The organism is Streptomyces sp. NPDC048603 (genome assembly GCF_043199475.1).
Lineage (GTDB): Bacteria > Actinomycetota > Actinomycetes > Streptomycetales > Streptomycetaceae > Streptomyces.
Map to the genome: position 1 here is coordinate 407,860 of NZ_JBICVY010000009.1, position 23,165 is coordinate 431,024.

24 protein-coding genes and 1 pseudogene are annotated in these 23,165 nt (G+C 71.3%); 13 read left to right on the top strand and 12 right to left on the bottom strand.

Features of this window, described 5'->3' with window-relative positions; translation table 11 throughout:
- The first annotated feature begins 23 nt into the window (after positions 1-23).
- Both ACGFQ9_RS24505 and ACGFQ9_RS24510 read left to right on the top strand, forming a co-directional pair.
- Complete coding sequence (locus tag ACGFQ9_RS24505) at positions 24-635, top strand: hypothetical protein (protein WP_393576496.1); 612 nt, start codon at positions 24-26, stop codon at positions 633-635.
- Positions 636-962: 327 nt separating this feature from the next.
- Positions 963-1,445: a DedA family protein gene (locus tag ACGFQ9_RS24510; RefSeq protein WP_393576497.1), complete on the top strand. Its 483-nt coding sequence runs from the start codon at positions 963-965 to the stop codon at positions 1,443-1,445.
- A 157-nt stretch (positions 1,446-1,602) separates the two neighbouring features.
- Here the strand turns inward: ACGFQ9_RS24510 and ACGFQ9_RS24515 are convergent.
- Positions 1,603-2,049 (bottom strand): annotated as a pseudogene (locus tag ACGFQ9_RS24515) (VOC family protein); the annotation flags it as partial.
- 76 nt (positions 2,050-2,125) lie between these two features.
- On the opposite strand from ACGFQ9_RS24515, the gene ACGFQ9_RS24520 reads away from it, so the two are divergent.
- Complete coding sequence (locus ACGFQ9_RS24520; RefSeq protein ID WP_393576498.1) at positions 2,126-2,725, top strand: TetR/AcrR family transcriptional regulator; 600 nt, start codon at positions 2,126-2,128, stop codon at positions 2,723-2,725.
- A 74-nt stretch (positions 2,726-2,799) separates the two neighbouring features.
- Here ACGFQ9_RS24520 and ACGFQ9_RS24525 read toward each other — a convergent pair whose 3' ends face one another.
- From ACGFQ9_RS24525 to ACGFQ9_RS24540, 4 genes are read right to left on the bottom strand one after another with little or no spacing between them, the layout of a single operon-like run.
- Positions 2,800-3,288, bottom strand: a complete 489-nt coding sequence (locus ACGFQ9_RS24525) for a nuclear transport factor 2 family protein (protein WP_393576499.1) — start codon at positions 3,286-3,288, stop codon at positions 2,800-2,802.
- 39 nt (positions 3,289-3,327) lie between these two features.
- Complete coding sequence (locus ACGFQ9_RS24530; RefSeq protein WP_393576501.1) at positions 3,328-4,056, bottom strand: helix-turn-helix transcriptional regulator; 729 nt, start codon at positions 4,054-4,056, stop codon at positions 3,328-3,330.
- A gap of 58 nt (positions 4,057-4,114) precedes the next feature.
- On the bottom strand, positions 4,115-5,011 hold the full coding sequence (locus ACGFQ9_RS24535) for a hypothetical protein (protein WP_393576503.1): 897 nt from the start codon (positions 5,009-5,011) through the stop codon (positions 4,115-4,117).
- Positions 5,008-6,021 (bottom strand): SPFH domain-containing protein, encoded by a 1,014-nt coding sequence (locus ACGFQ9_RS24540; RefSeq protein WP_393576504.1) that lies wholly within the window; start codon positions 6,019-6,021, stop codon positions 5,008-5,010. The genes ACGFQ9_RS24535 and ACGFQ9_RS24540 overlap by 4 nt, the downstream gene beginning before the upstream one ends.
- Before the next feature lie 492 nt (positions 6,022-6,513).
- On the opposite strand from ACGFQ9_RS24540, the gene ACGFQ9_RS24545 reads away from it, so the two are divergent.
- Positions 6,514-7,074 carry a DUF6817 domain-containing protein gene (locus ACGFQ9_RS24545; protein ID WP_393576505.1) on the top strand — a complete coding sequence of 187 codons (561 nt, stop codon included), beginning with the start codon at positions 6,514-6,516 and terminating at the stop codon, positions 7,072-7,074.
- A 488-nt stretch (positions 7,075-7,562) separates the two neighbouring features.
- On the opposite strand, the gene ACGFQ9_RS24550 is transcribed toward ACGFQ9_RS24545, so the two are convergent.
- On the bottom strand, positions 7,563-7,910 hold the full coding sequence (locus tag ACGFQ9_RS24550) for a hypothetical protein (RefSeq protein WP_393576506.1): 348 nt from the start codon (positions 7,908-7,910) through the stop codon (positions 7,563-7,565).
- Positions 7,911-8,403: 493 nt separating this feature from the next.
- On the opposite strand from ACGFQ9_RS24550, the gene ACGFQ9_RS24555 reads away from it, so the two are divergent.
- Together ACGFQ9_RS24555 and ACGFQ9_RS24560 are read left to right on the top strand one after the other, a co-directional pair.
- A complete protein-coding gene (locus ACGFQ9_RS24555; protein WP_393576508.1) occupies positions 8,404-9,123 on the top strand; it encodes a glyoxalase in 720 nt (239 codons plus the stop codon).
- Positions 9,068-9,307, top strand: a complete 240-nt coding sequence (locus ACGFQ9_RS24560) for a YdeI/OmpD-associated family protein (RefSeq protein ID WP_393576509.1) — start codon at positions 9,068-9,070, stop codon at positions 9,305-9,307. Before ACGFQ9_RS24555 ends, ACGFQ9_RS24560 begins: the two co-directional genes overlap by 56 nt.
- Positions 9,308-9,320: 13 nt before the next feature.
- Here ACGFQ9_RS24560 and ACGFQ9_RS24565 read toward each other — a convergent pair whose 3' ends face one another.
- A complete protein-coding gene (locus ACGFQ9_RS24565) occupies positions 9,321-10,037 on the bottom strand; it encodes a helix-turn-helix domain-containing protein (protein WP_393576510.1) in 717 nt (238 codons plus the stop codon).
- 494 nt (positions 10,038-10,531) lie between these two features.
- Here ACGFQ9_RS24565 and ACGFQ9_RS24570 point away from each other — a divergent pair, with 494 nt between their 5' ends.
- On the top strand, positions 10,532-12,304 hold the full coding sequence (locus tag ACGFQ9_RS24570; RefSeq protein ID WP_393576511.1) for a nucleobase:cation symporter-2 family protein: 1,773 nt from the start codon (positions 10,532-10,534) through the stop codon (positions 12,302-12,304).
- Between the two features lie 218 nt (positions 12,305-12,522).
- Here ACGFQ9_RS24570 and ACGFQ9_RS24575 read toward each other — a convergent pair whose 3' ends face one another.
- A complete protein-coding gene (locus ACGFQ9_RS24575; RefSeq protein ID WP_393576513.1) occupies positions 12,523-13,269 on the bottom strand; it encodes a helix-turn-helix domain-containing protein in 747 nt (248 codons plus the stop codon).
- 393 nt (positions 13,270-13,662) lie between these two features.
- Here ACGFQ9_RS24575 and ACGFQ9_RS24580 point away from each other — a divergent pair, with 393 nt between their 5' ends.
- The 3 genes from ACGFQ9_RS24580 to ACGFQ9_RS24590 all read left to right on the top strand — a co-directional run bounded on the left by ACGFQ9_RS24580 (position 13,663) and on the right by ACGFQ9_RS24590 (position 16,697).
- Complete coding sequence (locus ACGFQ9_RS24580) at positions 13,663-13,986, top strand: hypothetical protein (protein ID WP_393576514.1); 324 nt, start codon at positions 13,663-13,665, stop codon at positions 13,984-13,986.
- A 253-nt stretch (positions 13,987-14,239) separates the two neighbouring features.
- Positions 14,240-15,601: a lipase family protein gene (locus tag ACGFQ9_RS24585; RefSeq protein WP_393576515.1), complete on the top strand. Its 1,362-nt coding sequence runs from the start codon at positions 14,240-14,242 to the stop codon at positions 15,599-15,601.
- A gap of 403 nt (positions 15,602-16,004) precedes the next feature.
- On the top strand, positions 16,005-16,697 hold the full coding sequence (locus ACGFQ9_RS24590; protein WP_393576516.1) for an N-acetylmuramoyl-L-alanine amidase: 693 nt from the start codon (positions 16,005-16,007) through the stop codon (positions 16,695-16,697).
- A 16-nt stretch (positions 16,698-16,713) separates the two neighbouring features.
- Here ACGFQ9_RS24590 and ACGFQ9_RS24595 read toward each other — a convergent pair whose 3' ends face one another.
- Both ACGFQ9_RS24595 and ACGFQ9_RS24600 read right to left on the bottom strand, forming a co-directional pair.
- Positions 16,714-18,030 carry a M1 family metallopeptidase gene (locus ACGFQ9_RS24595; RefSeq protein WP_393576549.1) on the bottom strand — a complete coding sequence of 439 codons (1,317 nt, stop codon included), beginning with the start codon at positions 18,028-18,030 and terminating at the stop codon, positions 16,714-16,716.
- Between the two features lie 185 nt (positions 18,031-18,215).
- A complete protein-coding gene (locus tag ACGFQ9_RS24600) occupies positions 18,216-18,440 on the bottom strand; it encodes a recombinase family protein (RefSeq protein WP_393576551.1) in 225 nt (74 codons plus the stop codon).
- A gap of 49 nt (positions 18,441-18,489) precedes the next feature.
- Between ACGFQ9_RS24600 and ACGFQ9_RS24605 the strand changes: the two genes are divergently transcribed.
- Both ACGFQ9_RS24605 and ACGFQ9_RS24610 read left to right on the top strand, forming a co-directional pair.
- Positions 18,490-19,029 carry an ArsR/SmtB family transcription factor gene (locus tag ACGFQ9_RS24605; protein ID WP_393576518.1) on the top strand — a complete coding sequence of 180 codons (540 nt, stop codon included), beginning with the start codon at positions 18,490-18,492 and terminating at the stop codon, positions 19,027-19,029.
- A complete protein-coding gene (locus ACGFQ9_RS24610; protein WP_393576519.1) occupies positions 19,026-20,312 on the top strand; it encodes an MFS transporter in 1,287 nt (428 codons plus the stop codon). The genes ACGFQ9_RS24605 and ACGFQ9_RS24610 overlap by 4 nt, the downstream gene beginning before the upstream one ends.
- Before the next feature lie 67 nt (positions 20,313-20,379).
- Here the strand turns inward: ACGFQ9_RS24610 and ACGFQ9_RS24615 are convergent, their stop codons facing one another.
- On the bottom strand, positions 20,380-21,306 hold the full coding sequence (locus ACGFQ9_RS24615) for an NmrA/HSCARG family protein (RefSeq protein ID WP_393576520.1): 927 nt from the start codon (positions 21,304-21,306) through the stop codon (positions 20,380-20,382).
- 120 nt (positions 21,307-21,426) lie between these two features.
- Between ACGFQ9_RS24615 and ACGFQ9_RS24620 the strand changes: the two genes are divergently transcribed.
- Positions 21,427-22,017, top strand: coding sequence for a TetR/AcrR family transcriptional regulator (locus tag ACGFQ9_RS24620; RefSeq protein ID WP_393576522.1), 591 nt, complete (start codon positions 21,427-21,429; stop codon positions 22,015-22,017).
- 353 nt (positions 22,018-22,370) lie between these two features.
- Here the strand turns inward: ACGFQ9_RS24620 and ACGFQ9_RS24625 are convergent, their stop codons facing one another.
- Positions 22,371-22,952, bottom strand: a complete 582-nt coding sequence (locus ACGFQ9_RS24625) for a dihydrofolate reductase family protein (RefSeq protein ID WP_393576524.1) — start codon at positions 22,950-22,952, stop codon at positions 22,371-22,373.
- Between the last annotated feature and the right edge of the window lie 213 nt (positions 22,953-23,165).

The following is a 23,165-nucleotide window of genomic DNA, read 5'->3' on the forward strand; positions in this document are numbered from 1 at the left end:
AAGTGCCCCACATGGACGAACCAGTGACCGATCGCGAAGACCGGGACCGGCAGGCTGCAGTCAGCCGTCTGCTCCTCTACTACCTCAACGGGCCCATCGCCGAGGGTTGCCGCCTGCGCGGAGTCCTGCCCGCCCCGGGCGCCGCCAGGATCGCCATCCAGGCCGGGGAAGACGACGCCGGCGCCACGTTCCTGTACGAGATCCCCCACGGCACCGTCGCCCCCTGCCGCATCCCCGGCATCCTGCGCACCGTCCTGGCCGGCACCCAGCTCTACAGCAGCAGCGACATCGGGGAAGCCATGGGCATGACCGTCATCCGCCTCCGTCCCGAGGAGATCACCCCGGACCCGGAACCCGAGCAGGGTCAGGCGCTCGCCGTCCTGCGCGCCCTGTCGGACTCCGGCGACGAGGGCAACGCCCTCGTCGTCGGCTTCCTGCTGCTGGGGCACGGTCTGTTGCGCCTGTACGTGCAGCGCCCCGACCACCCCGGCACCATCGGCGTCGACATCCGCTGCACCGGAACGCCCACGGCACTGACCGCCTCCCTCCCGGCCCTCATCGAGGAGGAGCAGTACCATCAGCCGTCCCCCGACGACCCGCACTGCGACTTCCTCGTGGACCTGACCGACTGGTAGGGACATCCGGTTCGCGCCCGGCGTCTACGCCCACCCGGCTTCCCGGGTCCGGTTGCCGCAGGCCCGGCCGCAGGTGCCCGATGGCTCCCCATAGGCCCGCCCGGTCCGGCGCCCTGTACCCCGTATGCGCGTTCGGTTAGGCTGGCCTTACCTGGCGTGCGGGCACAGGTTCGGGTTCTGGCACCAGAGGTGGGAACCCATAGGACGGAACGGGCAGAAGCGGGGCGCACATGAGAGACGGTGACCGGGCTTGTGCCCGCCGGGGCGGGACGCCCCTGCGGGTGACGGGCGTCCCGGGTTCCGGCCCGGCGCTCGGGACGAGGCGTCGTGGATAAGATCGCGCTCACGGCCGGGGCCCTGTATGTCATCGTCCTGCTCCGCGCCGGAGGGACGTTCGCCGTCGGGTGGCTCACCGGCGCGGGCGCCCGGCGCAGCAAGTTCGCCGGGCGGATCTCCTCGGCGAAATTCCTGCGCGCCGAGCGGGCGATCCAGCGGTGGGGCGCGCCGGTGGTGGCCGTCTCCTTCCTGACCGTCGGTTTCCAGACCGCCGCCAATTTCCTTGCGGGCAGCATGCGCATGCCATTGCAGCGCTACCTCCCCGCCCTGTTCCTGGGCGGAGCGGCCTGGGCGCTGATTTACGCGACCGCGGGGCTCGGCGTGCTCGAAGTACTGGGAAGGCTCTTCGCGGAGCGGACGGCCCTCGGGCTGGCCGCCGTGGCCGTCCTCCTCCTCGCAGTGTGCGGGGTGGTCGCGTACCGCAGGGGAAGGGCGGCCATGTCCTCCGGCGACACCGTGGCCGAGGAAACATGAGCCAGTCCCGCTAGGGTCTGTCCGGCGGATCATGGCCGGGGCGGGTGCGGCGCGGGCACCGGGGCGGCTACCGGGAAGCCCCGTCGACGGCAGGAAGGCTGCCTGCAGCGGCTCGCTTCCTGATCGAGTCGGCCGGGGCGTCGGTGCCCCGGGGGCAGGCATCGGCGTACCGGGCGGCGTATTCCCCGCTGGGAGGGACGACGGTGATGACGTCGATCAGTACGCCGTCGGGGGCGGCGAGGATGAAGTGGCGCTGGCCGAACTCCTCCGTGCGCAGTGGCAGCAGCTGGGGCAGTCCGGCCTCCACCACGAGCCGCTGGTACTCGGCGTCCACGTCGTCCACCTCGAAGTTCAGCAGCAAGCCGCCACGGCATGCGACCCGGTGGCCCTCGGGGATGGTCGGGTGAGTGTGGTCCAGCAGGGCCAGCTCGTACTGCGGGGCGTCGGGGCGGCGCAGACTGACGTACCAGTCCGCCGCGAAGGTCACTTCGAACCCGAAATGGCGGGTGTAGAAATCGCGGGAGGCCGCCACGTCCCGGGTGGCGAGCACCGGGTAGAAGCCGCCGAGCCTGGTGGTCGACACGGTGGTGCGTTCGTTCGTCATGGCGGAGGCCCTTCCGATCCATTTCGCATACCTGGGGTATGCGAACCGGAGAGTTAGCATACCTTGGGTATGCGAAATGGAAAGGGCGGTGCGCGCGATGGCGCTCAAGCGGGCGGAGCAACGAGAGGCCACGAGGCGGGCGCTGCTGGCCGAAGGGCAGCGGCAGTTCGCCGCAGACGGGTACCACCATGTCGTGCTCTCCGAGGTGGCGCGGGCCGCCGGGGTCACCAAGGGGGCCGCGTACCACCATTTCGACAGCAAGGCAGGGCTGTTCCGGGCCGTGCTCGCAGAGGTCCAGCAGCAACTGGGTGAGCGGGTCGCGACCGCAGCCCACCGGTACGAGGACCTCTGGGAACAGCTCCGGGCCGGCTGCCGGGCCTTCCTTGCCGCGGGGACCGACCCGGCAGTGCGGCAGATCCTGCTGATCGACGCGCCGGCCGTGCTGGGCTGGGACGAGTGGCGGGCCCTGGACGAGGAGTCCTCCGCCAGGCACCTCGCGGAGGCCCTGACGGCGCTCTCCGCGGCCGGGATCATCGCCGATCAGCCGGTGGAGCCGCTGGCCCGGATGCTCTCGGGAGCGATGAACGAGACCGCACTCTGGATCGCGCGGGGCGGGGACCCGCAGGCCGCGGAACAGGCGCTCGACAGGCTCCTGGCAGGGCTGCGCACCCTCTAGTTCCTCGCGCACCCCGGCCTAGCCTCTCGCGCACCCATCCACCCGGCCGCCAGCCCGGCAGGGCGGTCGGTGCGTCACGGCGCGAAGCGGCGGTCTCCGGTGAGCGACCACACAGCCGCGATGCGGCCGTCCGCGATCGCCAGCAGGTCGATGCCGCTCTTGGTGACGGGACCGCCCGAGCCGTCGGTGTACGTGGCGGTCCAGCGGGCGGCCACTTCCGCACGGGTACGGTCGACCACCGGCGTGCCGTCGACCGCGTACGTCAGCCCCGGGCGTTCCTGTCGGTGGGCGCGGATGAACGCGGTCAGGTCCGGTCGGTCGAGCGTGGCGTCGGGGCCGGTGCCGGGAACCGAGTTGCCGAACCGGAGCCGGAAGCCGGGCGCGATCAGGTCCGGGGCGAGGGCGAGGTCGCCGTTCCAGAGCCGTGTCCACCCGTCCAGCAGTGCGGTGCCCTGTGCGCGGGTCAGCGGGTCCGTTCCGGTCGACGTACCGGTACCAGTACCGGTACCGGTACCGGTAGGCGCGGCCGTCGAATCGGCGGTGGTGGTGGTCATACGGGACATGGGGCAGTGCCTTCCTGTCGTCGGGTCGGGCACCAGCCTCTACGCCTCGGGCGACAACCCCCTGTCGGTGTTTATGAGTTCATCGAGGCCGACGAACTCCCAGCCCAGTGTGTCGAGCTCGGCGAGGTCCAGCACGCGCGGCGGGACCGTATCGGCCAGCACCTCGACGTACCGGATGCGGTCCAGCCGGAAGCCGCGTACCGCGGAGCGCAGTCGGCACCAGCCGATGAGGTACCAGTGGTCGCCGCCGAGGAAGCCCTGGGGTTCCACGCAGCGGTCGGTGGCGGCGCCTTGCGCGTCGGCGTAGGACAGGCGCAGGACCCGGCGCATCGAGAGCGCCTCGCGCAGTGCGTGGGGCATGCCGGCGGGCTGCCGGGCGGGCGCGGCGAGCCGGACCCGGCCGGCCAGTTCGCCCGCGCCGTGCCGTTCGCGCTGCGGCATGACGGCGAGCACCTTCTGCAGGGCGGACCGGGCGTCCCGGGCGAACGGCGTGCCGGCCAGGGCGTGCAGGGCAACCGCGAGCGCGGTCGCCTCCGCCGAGGTGATCGTCAGCGGCGGGAGGGTCCGGTCCTTGGCGAGCACGTAGCCGCCGGTGCGGCCGGTCTCGGCGTAGAGGGGGACTCCGGCCTGCTGCAGGGCGGCGAGGTCGCGCTCGATGGTCCGGGTGCTGACCTCGAACCGGTCCGCCAGCCGGCGTGCGCTGCGCGGTCGGGGGGAGGCCGCGCGCAGTTCTTCCACCAGGGCGTACAGACGATCGGTTCGGTTCACGGGGAACGACCGTAACCCAGTCCGTGGCGCGGGTCTCCCCCTGCGGCCGGGCAGGCGCTCACGTCAGCAGGCGCAGTGATGTCGCCGCGATGCCCAGTCGTACGCTCTGGCCCCAGGACAGCTGGAGGGAATCGCCCTCCATCCCGTCGCCGAAGACCACGATCCGGTCCGACTCCACGGTCAGCCGCAGTCCCTGCCCCTGTTCCAGATGGCCGGAGACCCTCGAGGTTCCGGTCGCGGGCGATGGCCAGGCCTCGCGCACGAACCACAGGAGCCGGCGGTCGCACGGGGCGGGCAGCTCCGCCGTACTGCCGCGCTCCAGCCACAGGGAGCGCAGCCAGCCGGTGGAGCCGGTGCCGGTGCCGACGAGTACCCCGGAGGACGCCTGGGCCTCGCCCGGGCCCTTCTCGTCGTCGGGGCCCAGGCGGTAGCGGGCCGTCTGGTGGCCGGGTGGGCCCAGGTAGATCTCGTTCAGTGCGAGCAGGCGCTGGGTGTCGTCGGCGACGGCCTCCACCATGGTCAGGTCCTCCGTCCGGCCCCCCGCGCTCGCGGCCCGCAGCAGGGCGGCCGTGTCGGCGCAGCGATGACGGACCAGGACCCCGGGGTTGCGTCCCGGGTCGGTGTCGATGCCGACCACCGGCTGCCCGGAGAGGTACTTCGCGGTGTTGGCGACCAGACCGTCCTGCCCGACCACGACCACCACGTCCTCCGGCGCGAACAGGAAGCGGTCCAGGTCCGCCCGCTCCACCCGGGAGCTGCGCCAGGTGAGCGGTACCGCCGCCGCCACCTCCCGCAACGCCTGCCGGGTCCGGTCGTGACGGTCGACCACCTCGTCGATCGAGCGGCCCCGGCTGGAAAGGAAGAACGCGGCCTGCCCGTGCGTCCCGTGCCGGTCGAGCAGTTCCTCGTACTCGGTCCTGCGGTGCACGAGCACTGCCCGCGGGGCCAGGCTCACGCGTCCGCCCCGGAATCCGGACGCCCGAGCCTGGCGAGCAGGCCGGTGAGGACGTCCGGAGTGAGCGTGATGCTCTCGACCCGCGGCAGGTTCTCCGCCAGCCGGGTCGCCGCCAGGGCGTACAGCGTGCCCGGGCCGGTCTCGCCGTGCACCCGCAGCCAGGCGGCCTGGGCCTCGGCACGTGCCGCGCCGGTCTCGCGCGCCGCCTCGGCGTCCGCGCGCGCAAGAGCGACCTTGCGGGCCGCCTCGGCCTCGGTCCGTACGCTGTCGGCCGCCGCCTTCTCCTCGGCCTCCCGACGGGAGTTGATGCCCCGCTGCTCGACCAGCTGCTCTTCGCGCCGGGCCAGTTCGATCTGACTGGCCAGCTCGTTCTCGGCGATCGCGCGCTCGCGCTCGACGGCGACGGCCCGCCGTTCGTACGTGGCCCGGTCCGCCTCCTGCTGGATCTGCTCGCGGGCCGGTGTGCGCAGGGCGCGCTCCACCTCGGCCTCGGGCCGGATCGCGACGACGCGTACGGCCACCACATCGATGCCGGTGGCCGGGAGCCTGGGCTCGGCGGCAAGACCGGCGGCGACGCTCTGCCGTACGGAGGCGACGCCGTCGACCAGGGCGACGGCCAGCGGGGTCCGGGCCAGTACGTCGAGCGTGTGCTGCTGCGCGGTCTCGGTGAGGAGGGTGGAGATCTGCTCCAAGGGCGCGCCGCGCCAGCTCCCGGTGTCCGGGTCGACGGAGAAGTCGAGCCGGTCCGCCGCCTCGGCCGGGTCACTGATCCGGTAGGTGACGGTGGCCTGCACGGTGACGTCCTGGAAGTCGGCCGTACGGGCGTGGAAGGCCATGGCCAGCTCTCGGTCGTCGACGGGTACTTCGGACAGCGCCGCCGACAGCGACCGGTACCAGAAGCTGAGCCCGCGGCCGTCGTGAACGAGCCGGCCGCGCCTGTGGTGGCGGATGTGTGCGGTGGGCGCGGATCGCAGATGACGCCAGCCGAAGCGCCGGGTGATGTCGGCCATGGTGAGTGAACCCCCTTGATTTCGTCACCATGACGATAACCGCGAAGTATTGATATCGTCAAGAGGACGAAAAGGCGCGGGTCCGGGCCGGGCCCGCCCCGGGGCGTCCGAGGGGCCGAGGCCGGCGGTCAAGGAAGGCGGCGGCGGCCCCGGGAGCCAGTTGCCCGGGCCCGCGGGGTCGGTGCTGGTGAAGCGTTCGAGGACCGCCTCGTGGATTTCGTCGTGTTCCGGAGTGCCGCTGTCGTCGCGGTCCGGCCTGCGGTAGGCGGATCGCGCTCGACGACACAGCGGGCTGGCCGCAAGCGGCCGGTCTCGGTCAGCGGGGCATGACCGTGGGGCACGAGGGCCTCCCGCACTCGGCCGGGATGTCGCCCGGACAGCACACCTGGGCCCCGGCGACCTGGTCCGCAAGACGTGGTCCCCGTGGTGGCCCCCGTGTCCGTATGCCGGTCCCGGCGGACGCCGGCGCGGGGACCTCGTCATGATGTGCGCATGATGCACAGCGACGACAAGCACACCGACTCTCCGGCGATCGCCCTGCTCAAGGAGTTGGGAGCCGAGACCACCAAGCACTCCGGCGGTACGCTCCTGACCCACCTGCTGCGTGTCGAGGCGCTGCTCGCCGCGTGGGGCGCCCGTCCCGCCCTGCAGACGGCGGCCCTGTGCCACGCCTTCTACGGCACGGACGGGCTGCCTCTGAGCCTCCTGGAACTCTCCGGGCGCGCCCGCCTCGCCGAGGCGATCGGTGCGGAGGCGGAAGAGCTCGTGTACTTCTACGCCAGCTGCGACCGCAAGGCCTCCTACCCCAGCCTGGCCGCTCCGGACGAGGCGTCGGTGACCTTCCGGGACCGCTTCACCGGTGAGGAGTTCACCCCGTCCCTGCAGCAGCGCCGCGACTTCGCCGAGCTCACGGTGGCCAACGAACTGGACCTGGCCAAGGTGAACGCGTCCTTCCGCGAGCGCAACGGGGCGGACCTGCTCGAGCTCTTCACGCGCTGGGCCCCCCTCCTGTCGGAGGCGACCCGCCGAGAAGTGACCGCGGTGCTCGGCTGAACCGTGCGGGCTCGCGAACAGCCCGCATGCGCGGTGGCCCGCCCGGAACCTCCTCGTCCACGGGCCGGCCGGCACCGGGCCCACGGCTGACGTCTGCGTACACCAGCACGCTCACAGCGGTAAGCAGTCCGGGTCTTCGCAACTCGATGGCCCCGCCCTCCAAGGGCCCGTCGGCGGTGGTCAGCCCGGCCTTCAGTGCCTGTTTCTGAACCCCAGAGCAGCAGGTCGACCAGCCAGTGCCCGGAATGCGAAGTTTGCGGAAGCGTTCGCCGAACGGTCACCGTGACCGTTCGGCGAACGGAACTGCTGGAGTGTGTGGGACGCGCGGGGCGGTCTTCGGGGAGACCTTCACCCGGAGGTCGGCGAACGCGGTCGGTGGACCGACTCAGCCTTGACCGTTCTCAAGTTGCCCCGCAGCAACTTGGCTCTCGACTCACTTGGTACCAGGCTACCGACCCCGCAGAGTCCGAGGGCTCGGAAACAGGCACTCAACAGTACGTCCGGGCCTTCTTGACTGCGGGTTCGGCCTGCTGGAGGTCGGAGGTCACGCTGAGCAGCTGCTGCGCCTCTTTCAGGGCGTCGGCGAGCGGCTGGAACTTGGCGTCCGCCAGGGCAGCCGCCCTGGCCAGTTCCTCGGCGCCGACGAGGCGCGCCACCACGATGTCGAAGGCCTGCCCGCCGTCGGTGCCCGGCATCCGTTCCGGCAGTCGGCTCACGGCCGCACAGGCCAACTCGGCGTCGGTGCCCTGGACCTTGCCGGACGCGGCCCCCGACTGGCAGGCCGTCAGAGCCAGCGCCAGACCGACCGCGGCCACAGCAGTTGTCGGACGCCTCATCAGTTCCCCCCGCTCGAAGACTTCCGGCCATCCTCGGGGGCTTCGCTTAGGGGGCATAGTCCAATCCCGGCCAGCTTGCACGGCTACCGACCCCGCAGAGTCCGAGGGTCCAGAAACAGGCACTCAGGGTGAGCCCGTCGTGTCCCAGGACACCGGCCGGCCCCGCGACTTCGCGTCGCCCCTCCCTGCCTCCGCGCCCTCGCCACTGAGATAGCCGACATCAAGACCTCCTGCAGCGCACGCAGACACCGAGATGCCGTTTCCGTGCTCGGGATCAAAGGCGGCGGCGCATGCCCTGCCGGAGATGTCCTGGACCGCCGCGGCGCTGGTGCTCGCCGCAGCCGACGCCAAGCGCCTCCCCGGCCCGAGCCCCAAGACCCGTGGACGGGGGCCGTACGGGCGAAGCGAATGCCCGTTACGGCCTAACTCACTCACACGTCTCCGGACCGGTCAGGAATCGAGAAGCCCCGGCCGCCGCTCTGCCCCTAGCGTGATGGTCATGGCAACCACGACTCCCACCACGGCCCGCACGTCCCTCGCGTCCGTCACCCTTGAGGTGGACGACCTCGATGCCGCTCGCCGCTTCTACGCCGCCTTCGGTGTGGAGGTGTACATACGCCTGCGGGCGTCCGAGGCGCACTCCACCGGATTCCGCGGCTTCACCCTGGGGCTCACGGTGTCCGGGCCGGCCACCGTCGACGCCTTCGTCGGCGCCGCTGTGGACGCCGGCGCCACCGTGCTGAAGGCCGCTTCGAAGTCGCTGTGGGGTTACGGCGGCGTCGTCCAGGCTCCGGACGGGACGATCTGGAAGATCGCGACCTCGGCGAAGAAGGACACCGGCCCCGCCACCCGCGAGATCGACGAGGTCGTCCTGCTGCTCGGCGTCGAGGCCGTGAAGGCCACCAGGCAGTTCTACGCAGGCCGGGGCCTGACCGTGGCCAAGAGCTTCGGCAGCAAGTACGTCGAGTTCGCGGCAGGGCAGTCCGCCCCCGGCCGGCCCGGCCCCGTCAAGCTGGCGCTGTACAAGCGCCGTGCCCTGGCCAAGGACCTCGGCGTCCCCGCCGACGGCACCGGCTCGCACCGCATCGTCCTCGGCGGCACCGGCGGCACCGGCGGCACCGGCGGCACCGGCGACGCCTTCACCGACCCGGACGGCTATGTCTGGAGTCTCGGCCACGGCGCCCCGGGAAGCGACCAGCCCTACGCAGGGTAACCGAGATCCCTTGCCTCACAGCCGTCCAGGACACGGCGATGGTTCCGGTGCGGGAAGCGGAAGCGGAAGCGGAAGCGGCAGCGGCAGCCGCAAGCACGAGCACGTGCGCGCCATCGAGAGCACGAAGAGGCCCGAGACGCGCCGACGGCGCGTCGAGAAGGCCATCGCCACGCTGCGGGGCTGACCCCCGTGGCCACCTACGCGCGCGCGTGCGGCGGGTTGCCCGTGGCGCGCAGTTGCTGCCACAGATACAGGTCGATGCGTTCGAGGAAGTCCGAGGCCTGCGCCTCGGCCGCGGCGGCGGCCCAGGACGAGGCGCCGACCGCCCCCTCCAGCTGCTGGTAGAACACGTGCAGCTGTTCCAGCGCATGACGGAGCACCGCCTCCTCGACAGGCACGATGCGCGCTACCGCGGTGACGTGATTGGGCCACCAGCCGTTCACCGCCTCCCTGAGCAGGTTCCTCAACTGCCGGGACCTGCCACAGGCGGCCACGAAGCAGGCCGGTGGCGGGCGCAGCACGCGGAGCAGGGCATCGGTCTGGGCGGCGTTGCCCCGCCAGCGGTTGCGGCGTTCGGCGTCCTCCCAGCGGTCCCGCGTCATCCCCAGTTCGGCAGCGGTCCGGCTGATCGACAGCCCGGCCACGGTGCGGCACTGGGCGAGCGTCGAGGGTTCTCCGACGAGATCGACGGGGGAGCACCACAGCGCGGCGGCCAGCGCCTTGACCTCGCTGTCGTCGGGTACGACCGTGCCGGCTTCCCAGGCTTCCAGCAGTGCCGGGGGGAAGGGCCTGCCCTGATAGGCCATGACGGCGTAGGCGACCTGACCGACTGTCACCCCGAGCCGGCCGCGGACCGCTCTGGCACGGGCCGGCTCGAACGGGGGCAGGACCGATGGATCCTCTGCGAAGGACATAGCGGCAAACCGTAGAGATCCACCGGGAGTTCGCCAAGGTCCGGAACGCGCGGTCCGTACGCACTTTCCCCTGCTCGAACGGTCTCTCGCGCCCCACCGAAGCCCGGCGATTTTGTCGGAAACGGCGCGCCTCCGACCTGCGCATTCACTGTTTCAGGAGTCTCCTGATGTGGAATCCGGGGCGCGCCCGTCTGGCATTTCCTCCAAAGTTTTTCGTGAACCACCCCTTCCGCTTGGGGGAGTTGACGAGTGCCCGAACCGCTACCTAGAGTCCCGTCCCGTTAACAACGGAAGAATTCTTCCGTGATGCGAAAGAGTCAGCGGCTCCGTGCTGCCCACCCCTGCAGCACCGCACCTCCTGCAGCACCGCACCTCGCGCAGCACCGCACCTCCTGCAACGCCCGGCGCCGGCCGTCCCACGGCGGCGGCCGCCCACCCTTCCACCCGCACGCCCCCGGAACCGCGTTCCGCGGGCGGTGTCCCAAGGACTCAGCTTGTCGCCCCGCGCCTCCTCCCGAACGCCCGGTGCGCCCACGCACCCGGTCGACGAGATCCTCCCCACCCGCCGCCTGCTGCCCGCCGCGCTCCAGCACGTCGCCGGCATGTACGCCGGCCTGACCGCACCACCACTGATCATCGGCGGAGCCCTCGGCCTGACGGCAGGCCAGCTCTCCGCGCTGCTCGCCGCCTCGCTCCTCGTCGCCGGTCTGGGCACCATCGCCCAGACCCTCGGCCTGTTCGGCATCGGTGCCCGGCTGCCCCTGACCAACGGCGTCTCCTTCGCCGTGGTCTCCGCGTCCCTGGCCACCATCGCGGCCAGAGGACGGGAGGACGCCCTCCCCGAGATCTTCGGCGCCACCCTGATCGCGGGAGCCGTCTGCATCCTGCTGGCTCCCGCGTTCAACCGCCTCGTCCGGTTCTTCCCGCCCGTGGTCAGCGGCACCGTCATCACCCTCGTCGGGCTTTCGCTCCTGCCGGTTGCCAGCACCTGGGCCCGTGGCGGCGACACCGGAGCACCGGACTTCGGCTCGCCCTCCAACCTGGCCCTGGCCGCGGCCACCCTCGCCATCACCCTGGCCATCCACCGTGCGTTCTCCGGCCGGTTCCTCGGCCGCATCGCCGTCCTCCTGGGCATGCTCGCCGGCACCCTGATCGCCGTACCCCTGGGCAAGGTCGATCTCGATCCCCTCACACAGGCGCCCGTGTTCGCCCTCCCCGAGCCGTTCGCCTTCGGCACCCCGCAGTTCGTGCCCACGGTCATCGCCACCGGGGTGGTGTTGATGATCGTCTCGATGGCCGAAGCCACCGCCTCGCTCTTCGCCCTCGGCGCGGTCTCCGGCCGTCCCACGCAAGGCCCCACCATCACCGCGAGCCTGCGCGCCCAGGGCCTGGGCACCGTGCTCGGAGGCGTGCTGGGTGCGTTCACCCCCACGGTCTTCGCGCAGAACGTCGGCCTGGTCGCCCTCAGCCGCATCCACAGCCGCTACGTGGTCACCGTGTGCGGTGCGATCCTGGTCCTCCTGGGCCTCGTACCGGTGCTCGGCTCCCTCGTCGCGCTCGTCCCGCCGCCCGTCCTGGGCGGAGCCGGCGTGGTCTTCTTCGGTTCCGTCGCCGTCGCGGGCATCCGCACCCTGGCCAAGGCCGCCCTCGGCACCGGCCACAACAGCCTGATCGTCTCCGTCACCCTCGCCTTCGGCCTCGCCCCCGTCGTCAACCCGGACTTCTACGACGGCCTGCCCGGCCCGGTCGCCACCGTCCTGGGATCGGGCATCACCGCCGGCTGCCTGGTCGCCGTACTGCTGAACTACCTCCTCAACCACCTGGGCCGCGGCACCGAAGCCGACCCGGACCCCGTCCCGGCCCAACAGGCCCCCGCGCTCGACGGCACCGGCACCACAGGTCCACCCACCTTCCCCACCCGGCACCTCCACCCGCCGACCGAGCACGCCTACGGGCTTGGCACCCAGCTTCTGCCCGCACCCACGCCGTACCCGGGCCCGCCCGCGGACTGGTCCGCCCGCGCAACGACCCCTCCGGACTTCCCCACCACACCCCCGCACCAGCCGTCCGGACACACCCCCGCACTATCAGCGGACTTCTCCTCCTCCGAGTCCTCCTCCGAGTCCTTCTCCGAAGCCATCGACTTCCCCGGCCCGCTCCACCCACTGCACTCCCGGCTCAACCACCCCCGTGCCCAAGCCATCCGCGTCCACGACGCCCAGCCCGCCGACCACCCCGACCAGACATCCCCGAACGACGGCTGGTAAGCCCGACCGCCGGCATCCCGGCACCCCGGCGGAGCAACTGTGCGGAGGGATGCGCTCGTACGGCGGGGCGATGTCCTCGTCGTTGCCCGTATCGCCATCTTCGAGCAACGGCCGGGGTCTTCGGGGAGCGGGTGGGCCGCGAGTGAAGCGAGGCGGCCGGCGGCCCGTTCGGGTCTGACCCCGGCCGCGGACACCGGTCCGGGCTCGTACCCCGGTGGTCACGGCGGCCTGTTCCGGGTGGGCAGGCCCGTCAGGCGGCCGTCCACGACACCGGCTCCCTCGCGCAAGGCCCGTTCCGACAGCCCACCCAGTTCCGTGGGAGTGAGGCCCGCCAGAGCACGGACATCGCGGTTGAGATGCGCCTGATCGTAGTAGCCGCAGGCCGCGGAGAGTTCGCCCAGCGAGCGGAAGGAGCCCGGCGGCATGGTCAGTGCGCGCTGGAAGCGCAGCACACGGATCGCGGACTGCGGCGGGAGCCCGATCTGCTCCCGGAACAACGCCTGCAGACGCCTGCGGCCACGGCCGGTCGCCGCGACCAGGTCCCGCAGGGGCATCCCGCCGTGACATGCGCGCAGCCTGTGCCATGCCTCTGTGACCACCGGCGACGGTGCCGGACCGGCCGTCAGCCGCCGGCAGAGTGCCTCGTCCAGGATCGCCCAGCGGGTGCCCCAGTCAGGGGCGAGAGCCAAACGCTCCGTCAACACCGCCGTCCACCGGACGCCCAGCACATCCTCGGCCGCGACCTGTGTTCCGGCGAGCCCGACGAGAGGCATACCGAGACACGCGTAAGCGCCCAGCGGTGTGAAATCCACCTCGACGGCATGTCCGGCCCCGGGGTAGGCGCCCAAGACCGCCGAGGTCCGCAGGCCCACCAGGACCGAGCGCCAGACACCGCTTTCCGGTTCCCCGCCGGTCCCTGCCGCGCGAAGGTGCACCGGCTCACCCCAACCGAGTATCAGGGTCACGGTGGCGGCCGGCACGTTGAGCCGGGCGGGCCCACCCCCCGGCGTCCGGTACCCCCGGTACTTCACCACCCGGCCACGCAACCAGGCCGGAGCAGGACGCTCAAGGCTTCCCACCTCATCGGCACCCGTCATCAGCGTCCCCCCGCCTGGGCCGCGCTCCACCCGAACTGACACGCCCCGCCCCGAACCGGCACGCCCCGCCCCGAACCGGCAAGCCCGGGAACGCGGTGCGCCTTCGTACAAGACGGGCGGTCGGACCCCCCGGCAGTCTGGAGCGACAGCGCGCCGCAGGTGAAGGCGAGGACAGGCCAAGAGACAGCAGGGGCTGTCCCATGCCGATCCGGCCGGAGCGCGTGCCCTGGACGAAGAAGGACGGACGAGGGGAAGAAGCCCATGACCACTCCGTTACACCGGACGCATCGCATGCACCGCAAGGCGGCGCTGGCCGCCTGCACCGCGCTCCTGCTGAGCGGGCTCGCCGTCGCCCCCGCAGCAGCAGCGTCGGCGCCGACCGGCACGGCGTCCGGGTGCGCCACGCTCAAGGACCAGGGCTACGGCTGGGCCCACATCAAGAACGACTGCGGCTGGCGCATCACTGCCACCGTGTCCGTCGACTGGGCGTGGGACCCCACCTGTATCCCGATCAACGCGGGCCGCACGGCGACGATCCACTGGGACGGGGCGAACGGCCGCGCCGACTACGCCTACGAGTGCTGACCGGCGGTTCCTGCTCCGCACTGCGCTGACCGCCGTGCGTCCGGTCGCGGACAGACCGGACGCACGGCGGCTCCCACCGATGCGCCCTGGGCGGGGAGGGCGCTGCCGGACGCACCGCCCGGCCCGGGACCCACGTCTGCCGCCCCTGCCCGGTGCTTCCCGGAATTCACTCGTGCCGCGTCTATGCCCGACGGTGTTACCTCCAGTAAGTTACCGCCGGGTTAAATGTCCTGCTCGAGACACCGGGGGAGTCATGAACCGTAGAACCACTGCTTTGTTGTGCGCCGCCATCGTGGCTGCCGTCACCGTCGGCACGGCGTCGGCAGCGTCGGCCGCGTCGGCGGCGTCGGCCGCACCCGCCGCGGTTGCCCGGCCGACGGCCGCGGCGTCCGATCCGTTCTATCGCTACGACGGCAGCAAGCCGCTGGCGTCGTACCGGCCGGGCGACGTTCTGCAGAGGCGCACGCTGGACTACCACGTCTTCGGTATCCCGACACCGGTGAAGGCCGTCCAGCTGCTCTACCGCTCGACCGACGCCCAGGGCAGGCCCTCGGCCAACGTGACCACGGTGGTCCGCAGCCCCCACGGCGATGGCAGCAAGGCCGTGTCGTACCAGTCGTTCTACGACTCCCTCGACCCGGAGGACGGCCCCTCCCGGGCCATCGCCGGTGACGTCTCGCTCGGCGGCGTCATCGCCAACGCCGAATCCCTCATCCTCGCGCCGTTGCTGCTCAAGGGCTACGACCTGGTCATCCCGGACACCGAGGGCCAGAACGCCGATTTCGCGGCCGGTCCGGAGTACGGAACGAACACTCTCGACTCGATCCGGGCCGCCGTCCGCGCCGAGGAGACGGGTCTGCACGCCGGTACGAGGTTCGGCCTGTTCGGCTACTCCGGCGGGGCCATCGCCACCAACTGGGCCTCGGCCCTGGCCCCCGCGTACGCACCCGAGGTGAACAAGCAGCTGGTCGGCTTCGCCGAGGGCGGGCTGCTCGTCGCCCCTGCGCACAACCTCAGGTATGTCGACGGTGCCCTGGTGTGGAACGGGGTGATCCCGATGGCGCTCATCGGCGTCGCCCGCTCCTACGACATCGACCTCACGCCCTACCTCAGCGCGAAGGGCCGCGCGCTCTTCGAGGACCTCGAGCGCGGCTCGATCGTCGACGCGCTGGGCCGCCACCCGGGGATGACCTGGAAGGACATGGTGAAACCGGAGTACAAGGACCCGAACTCCATCCCGTCCTTCGTCGAGGCGGTCAACAAGATCAACCTGGGCCAGGCCGCCACCCCGACCGTCCCCGGGTTCATCGGGCAGGGGAACGCCGGCCTGCTCGAGGGAACGTTCGGCAACCCGCGGGGCATCGGCACGGGCGACGGCGTCATGGTCGCCGGGGACGTACGGGCATTGGCCCGGCAGTACTGCGCCACCGGCAACACTTCGATCAAGTACGAGCAGTACAACCTGCTCAGCCACGTCGGAGCCATGCCGTACTGGGCGCCGCGCGCGATGGCCTGGCTGGACGACCGCTTCGCGGGCAGGACCGCCCCCACCAACTGCGGGAGGATTCCTGCGGGCAACTCGCTGGAGCCGGAGAAGCCGACCGCCGCTCGGTGACTGCTGCGGACCGCGGCGGTGCGGCCCGGGACTTGAGTGGCGGCCGAAGCAGGCGAAGCAGCCGAAGCGACCGAAGCGACCGAAGCGACCGAGAAACGGAACTGACTGCGCCATTTGACTGACGGGCGCGCCTGCGCGCGGGTATCGGCCGACGGCGCCGGGCGAAGGGCCTGCAGCGGCGGCACGGCGGACCCCGTATGGCGGTGGAAGGGGTGGCGTCTACTGACGGGGACGGGCCTGGTCAGGGGGAGGGTGTGCGCCGATTGGTGGGGGGACCGGCTTGCCGGGGTGCGGGCGCTGGTCGAGGATCAGATCACAGGGCGTGCCGCTCATCTCACTCAACGTGACGATGCGCGGCGCGTTGTCCTCTGTCTGCTCGACCTCCACCTGATCAGGAGTGGTCATGGAAGAGAATCCGCTCAGCCGTCGACGACTGTTGTGGGGTGCCGCCGGCGTGGCGGGTGCGGCTCTGGCCACTGCCGGGCTCCCTCAGCTGATGGGGCCCGAGGAGAAGGTGAAGCCTGCGCTGCCGAGCCCCGTGCGCAAGGCCCGCGCCGCCGCGGGGCCGCCTGCGGCCGTGCGGCGGGACACCTCGGTGGACTACGCCCCCGCTGTCTGGATCGAAGCCGACGAGTCCAACTACTCGTCCTCCGATCGTCCCGAGGCGTATCCCATCGAATACGTCATCATTCACCTGACAACGGACCACTTTTCAAGGATGCTCAGGACGTTCAAGGACCCCGCCGAGAGGGTGTCGGCGCACTACATGATCAGCTCAACCGGCGCGCGAATTGCCCAGTGCGTGCGCGAGCGCGACGTCGCCTGGCACTCCAACAGCGTCTGGTACAACCACCGGAGTATCGGTATCGAGCACGAAGGCTGGGTCGACCAGGCGGTCTACAGCGACGCGATGTACCAGGCATCCGCCGTGCTCACGGCCACGATCTGCGCGAAGTACGACGTGCCGGTCGACCGGGACCACATCCTGGGCCACGTCGAGGTCCCGGAGTCCACTCACGAGGACCCCGGGCACAGGTGGAACTGGGACAAGTACATGAAGCTCGTCGAGACCGCCCGCCGGCGCGTCAGGACCTGACACCGCGTCGACCCCGTCACGCGGGCTTGCCGTCGCCGTAGAGCCAGGAGTCCCAGATCGAGTCGAGGTCCCGGCCGGCCTTCGCCTCCGCGTACGCGGTGAAGTCGGCCGTGGAGGCGTAGCCGTGGCGGTGCCGCAGGGGCCAGCCCCGCACCAGCGAGCGGAAGGCCTCGTCGCCCACGGTCTGGCGGATCCGGTGGATCACCATGGCGCCGCGCACGTACACCGGCTGGCGGGAGATGTCCGAGGCGCTCGGCGGCTCGGCGGGCGGGAAGTCCCACTCGTCGTCGTCCGCGGCCTTGGCGTGGTTGCGGTCGAAGTGCTCCTGGGCACTGGCCCCGCCGTGGTCCTCGGTCCACAGCCACTCCGCATAGGTCGCGAAGCCCTCGTTCAGCCACATGTCCCGCCAGGTCCGCGGGGTGACGGAGTTGCCGAACCACTGGTGGGCCAGTTCGTGCACCACGTTGGTGGTGTGGAAGACGCCGGCCGGAATGGTCGGCCTGGTCTGGGTCTCCAGGGCGTAGGGCACGTCGGCCGCCTGGTCGACGATCAGTCCGGCGGAGGAGAAGGGGTAGGGGCCGAACCTTGCCTCGGCCCATTCCATGATCTCGGGGAACCTGCCGAGGACCGCTCCGTCCTCGTCCGCGCCCGCGGTCGTGTCCATCGCTGTCACGACCGGGACGCCGGACCGGGTCCGGGAGGTCCGGATGTCGTAGCTGCCGATGGCCACGGTCGCCACATAGCTGGCCATGGGCTCGGCCTGGTGCCAGTGGAAGGTGGTCTGGTCGCCACTGGTGCGCCGGGCGCGCAGCTGCCCGTTGGAGATCGCCTGCACTCCCTTGGGGACCGTGACGGCAATGTCGTACGAGGCCTTGTCCGAGGGGTGATGGTTGCCGGGGAACCAGGACATCGAGCCCGTCGGCTCGCCGAACGCGACCGCTCCGTTGTCCGTCCGCAGCCAGCCTTCGCGCCAGCCGTGGTCATGGGTGATCGACTCCGGCGTGCCCGCGTAGTGCACGACGCTGCGGAAGGCTGCGCCCTTCGCGATGTGATCGCGCGGCTGCAGGGTCAGCTCCTGCCCGTCCCGCCGGACCCGCGCGTCGCGGCCGTCGACGGTGGCCCTCAGCACCTCCATGCCGAGGAGGTCGAGGTTGAAGGCGCTGAGCCCCTCCGTGGCCTTCGCGGTGATCTCCGCAGTGCCCGTGAGGCGGCCGCTGCCGGGCTCGTACGCCAGGGTCAGGGAGTAGTGGGTGACGTCGTAGCCGCCGTTGCCGAGCTCCGGGAAGTACGGGTCACCGGCGCCCGCCGCAGCAGGACGCCCGCCCCGGAACACCGTGCCGGGAGCCCCCTTCCGAGCGGTGTCCGCGCCGGGACCGGCACCCGCCCTCGTGTCCGCACCGGTACGGGCACCCGCCCCACCACCGCCCCGGCCGTCGGACTCCGAGCACGCGGGAAGCCCGGCGAGCAGGCCCGCGACCACGAGGGCGGTCAGACGTCCTGAAGTCTTCACGCAGCCGATCATGACCCAGCCCCCGGGCGCCCCGACCACGCCACGCCGTCCGCATGGCCCCTCCGGCGGCCACGGCCCGCACGTCCCCGGCCGGGTCGACGGTCTTGAGGTCCCAGGCGACAAGACCCCTGGGGGTCGGGTCTCCCGAAGATCTTGCGGCACCCGGCGGCGGTGAGGGCGTAGAGCTGCCGTTCGAGCTTCTGCCCGTCGGTGGAGACGCGCGCGTATCCGATCTGCGAAAACCCCTTGCCTAATGGTCAAGAAGTGTTGACCATTGGGGGCATGCCTACCGATGATCTTCCCGAGACGTTCCACGTCACCACTGACGAGCAGCTACGCGCCGTTTCCAATCTCACGCGTCACCGGATCATGGCCGTGCTCCGCTTCGAGCCCGCGACGATTACGCAGATCGCCGAGCGAGTGGGCCTTGCGAAGGGGAGTTCCAGCTACCACGTACGGCTGCTGGAGCGGGCCGGCCTGGTGAAGGTGGTACGAACGCGGAAGGTCCGGGGGGTCACCGAGCGGTACTACGCCATGGCCGCACGGGCGATCGTGCTGCCGGATCCGGGCGAGGGAGGCCCGGATGTGCTGATGCGGCATGCGGTGGCGGACCTGGAGGCGGCGCCGGTGGACGCCGAGCGGCACGTGCGGATGGCGCATCTGCGGCTCACCGAGGAGCAGTTCGCGGAGCTTGGGGCGCGGCTGCAGGCACTGGCGGACGAGTACCGGGAGCTGTCCGATCCGTCGCTGCCGGACGCGTCACTCGTCTTCGCACTGTTCCACCCGGCACCGCGCCGGCAGGCCGGAGGGGACGCCAAATGACCTCGGACGTTCGGAAGCTGCCGACCGGGTTCGGACGGCTGTGGACCGCGCAGACGGTGTCCTCGCTCGGTGACGGGGTGACGCATGCCGCGCTGCCGCTGCTCGCGCTGACGCTGACGCGGGATCCGATGGCGCTCGCCGTCGTCACGGCCGCCGGAACCCTGCCGTGGCTGCTCTTCGGGGTGCTCGGCGGTGCACTTGTGGACCGCTGGGACCGCCGGCGCACGATGTGGGTCACGGACGCGGCGCGCGCGGTGCTGCTCGCGATACCGGCGGCAGCGGCCGCACTCGACGTGCTGAGCATTCCACTGCTCGCGGCCGTCGCCTTCCTCCTCGGCCTCGGTGGACTCTTCTTCGACACGGCCGCCACGGCCTACCTACCGGATCTGCTCGGCCGCGACCCCGCGCTCCTGGAACGCGCCAACTCCCGCCTGCGCGGCACCCAAACCGCCGCGTCCGGCTTCGCCGGGCCGCCCGCGGGCAGTGCCCTGCTCGCGCTCGGGCGGACGGTTCCGCTGCTCGCCGACGCGGTCTCGTTCGCGCTCTCCGCACTGCTCGTACGGTCGCTGCCTGCCGCACCCCGGCCCGTACCGCAGGCCCGTGAGCCGCTGCTGCGGCAGGCGCGGGCCGGCGCCTCGTACGTATTCCGGGATCAGTTGCTGCTCGGACTCGCGCTGCGTCCGGCGGTCGGGAACATCGCCTTCCTCGCTGTGGAGACCGTACTCGCCCTCTTCGCGCACGATCGTCTCGGCATCGACACCTTCGGCTTCGGCCTGCTCCTCACGGCGGAGGCCACCGGCGGTCTGCTCGGCGCGGCCATCGCCTCCTTCCTCGGCCGACGACTCGGCACCGGCACCGCGCTGACCTGCACGGCCGCAGTCGAGGGACTCGCCATCCTGGGCCTCGCCGCCGCCCCCAACCCGTACGTCGCCGGCCTCGCACTCGCCGTCTGCGGAGCGGGCATGGGCGCCACGATGGTGCTCGGCCCCTCCCTCCGACAGGCGATCGTTCCCGCCCACCTGATGGGCCGGGTCGCCTCCACCTCCCGCATGCTCGCCATGTGCGCCGCCCCGTTCGGCGCCTTCCTCGGCGGCTGGCTGGCCACCACCTACGACGTACGCACCCCGCTCTACACCGCCGCCGGCCTCCTCCTCACCATGACCACCGTCACCGCGACCATGACCAGCAACCGCCGGGTCGAGGCGGCGCTGCGTGCCGCCGCCCCCGCCGATGTTGCAGAGCACGAGGAATCCCGGGATCCCGCTCAGGAGCGTGCCATTTAGGGCTCCACGAGGTCCTTGAGCGGGGAGAGGCGGGCGACGTCCTCGTCCTTGATGAGGATCTTCGACCTCACGCGTCCTGCCCTGCGGTGCGCGTGGAGTCCAGGAAAGCGGCGATCTGGGACGCACCGGTTCGCTTCAGCCAGAGGCCGAAGTCCATCGCGGCGGGGTGGATCTTCCGGGTGGCGGGAATGTCTGCGCGATAGCCGTCTGCGTTGAGCCACTCGTTGGCATAGGCGAAGTCTTCGCTCAGGGCCCGGATCGCATCGATCGGGACCTGAACGTAGGGCAGCGGTATGCCGAGCGCCTTCCCGATGGCCGCGGCGATCTGAACCGGCGTGAGTTCGTCCCCCGCCAGGGAGACCTCCCGGCCGATCCATTCCTTCGGCCGGGAGAACGCCAGGGCGGCCACCGCGCCGACATCGTCGACGGCCATGATCTGCTGCGGGATCTCCGGAGCGAGCCCGGTGGACAGGTTCCCGTTCCGCAGCGCGTATCCGCCTGTGAAGTTCTCCATGAACGACACCGGCCTGAGGATGGTCGCGGGAAGGCCGAGCGCGGCGATGTGCTGCTCGATCCGCCACTTGCTGACCAGGTTCACCGGCAGCTTCTCGTCAAGGTGCCGGTCCGCTCCGGCGACCGAAGTGAAGACGAAGTGCCCGATGCCGGCGGCGTGCGCGGCCTCGGCGACGTTCACGCCCCAGCGCACCTCGTCCTCGGCGCTGAAGTCCGGCGCGGTGCCGGGCGAGCCGACGGTGGGCTGGACGCTGAACAGGCCCCAGGCACCCTCGGCCGCGGCGGTCAGGGAGTCGACGTCCTCCATCTGTGCCCGCACCACCTGTGCTCCGGCCCGCGCCAGCGCTGTGGCCTGGCCCCCGTGCGGGTCGCGCGTCAGTGCGCGCACCTGCCAGCCGTCCCGGAGCAGGTGATGCGTCACGGCCCTGCCCTGCAGGCCGGTCGCACCCGCAACCACGACGGTCTTCTGCGTCAGCTTCACGAAGTCTTCTCCATCGCGTGCGTGCGGAAGGAGAGCCATCCCATAAGTGGGGTGGCCCTCCGTTTCTTGTTCGCTACGATATGGAGGACCACCCCACTTTTCAAGCCGTCAGGAGTGCCCGTGCCCGTGCCCGTGCCCAGGGACGCCGCCACCCCGCCGCGCCGCCCGATGCGCGCCGACGCCCGCCGCAACGTCGAGAAGATCGTGGCCGCCGCCGGAACCTTGATCGCCGAGCACGGCGCCGACGCCTCCCTGGAGGGCGTCGCGCGCCTCGCCGGAGTCGGCTCTGCCACCCTGCACCGTCACTTCCCGTCCCGGCAGGCGCTCCTGGAGGCGGTTTTCAAGGACCGGGTGGAGGCCCTGTGCGCGAAGGCCGGCGATCTGCTCGCCGAGCCCGACCCGGGCCAGGCCCTGTCCACCTGGCTTCGTGCCGTCGGCGCACACGCCGTGGCCAACCGTGGACTGGGGGCCTCCCTGATGCGCGAGGCAGACCCGGCACTGGGGGAGACCTGCCACGACATGATCACCAGCGCCGGAGACGCCCTCCTCGCGCGCGCCCGAGAAGCAGACGCCGTGCGCCCCGGGATCACCATCACCCAGCTGCTGAAACTCGTCGGCGCCATCGCACAGGCCACCGAGCAGGACGTCGACGGCCCGGCCGAGGCCGACCTCCTGCTTGTGATCGCCATCGACGGCGTACGCGCGCGCTGACCCGGTCTCTCACAAACATTCCTTTGCGCGAGCAAGATCAATCATGGCCTGCCGGGCCCTGCCGATCCCGGACTCGGCCGCGACGCCGCCGAGCTCACCGCGCTCGCCGACCACCTCACCGCCCACGGCCTGGTCCTGGAGATGCTCGCCGGGCCCCCTGCCCGGCATCTACGACCCCACCGTTCCCGGCAAGCCGCTGTTCGCGTTCTTCGCGGCGATGGCGGGGACCGAGCGGGAGAACATCCGGGAGTCGGCGCTCGAAGGGCTCGACACTGCGGCCCGCAAGGGCAAGCATGGCGGCCGGCCGCCGTTCATCGGAGAATTCCGAGCTCTGGGTGTACCGCTCGGATCGGTCAACGGCGCACCCGATAGCGCAGGTGAAGCACCCGGTCGCCCTGAATCACCACGTCAGGATCCTCCAACTGGTGCTGCGCGTGGACCGACCCGAAGTAGCGCTTGCCAGACCCGAACACGACGGGTACGACGTCCATGCGCACCTCGTCGATCAGGCCCGCGGCAAGCACCTGGCCACCGACGTCGCCGGCGGCGACCTCGACGATGCGGTCACCCGCAAGCTCCTGTGCCTTGGCCACGGCTGCCTCGATGCCGTCGACGAAGTGAAACGGCGCCCCGGGGTCCCAGCCCTCGGGCTCCGGCCGGTGTGTCACGACGACCACGTGGTCGATACCGCCCGGAGGCTTCCCGTCCCAGCCGTCCGTCATGTCGAAGACGTGGCGGCCGACGATCGTCGCCCCGATCTGGTCCCAGTACGGCCGGGTGTAGTCGTAGGAAGTCTGCGACACCTTCACCTCGCCGCTCTCGTCCAACGGGACGTCACCGCTGGACAACCAGTCGAACAGAGGTCCGGGCTGGTCATTCTCGTCCGCGATGAAGCCGTCCACTGACACCGAGCTGTACAGGACCACCTTGCCCACGGGGCTCTCCTCTGCCTTGGGGTGCCCCAAATTAGCCGCTCGTCCTGGGGTGGCCGCCGGCGCTGTCGGAACATCGCGGCGGCCACGCCGTCAGGGAGGCGTCCTGGGAGTTCGTTGCGGGGACTTACTTGGCGCCGAGGCCGGCGTCGGAGACCTCGGGCTTGCCGGCGGCCTTGAGTACCTTGTTGAGGAGCGTCAGGTCGTAGATGCCGG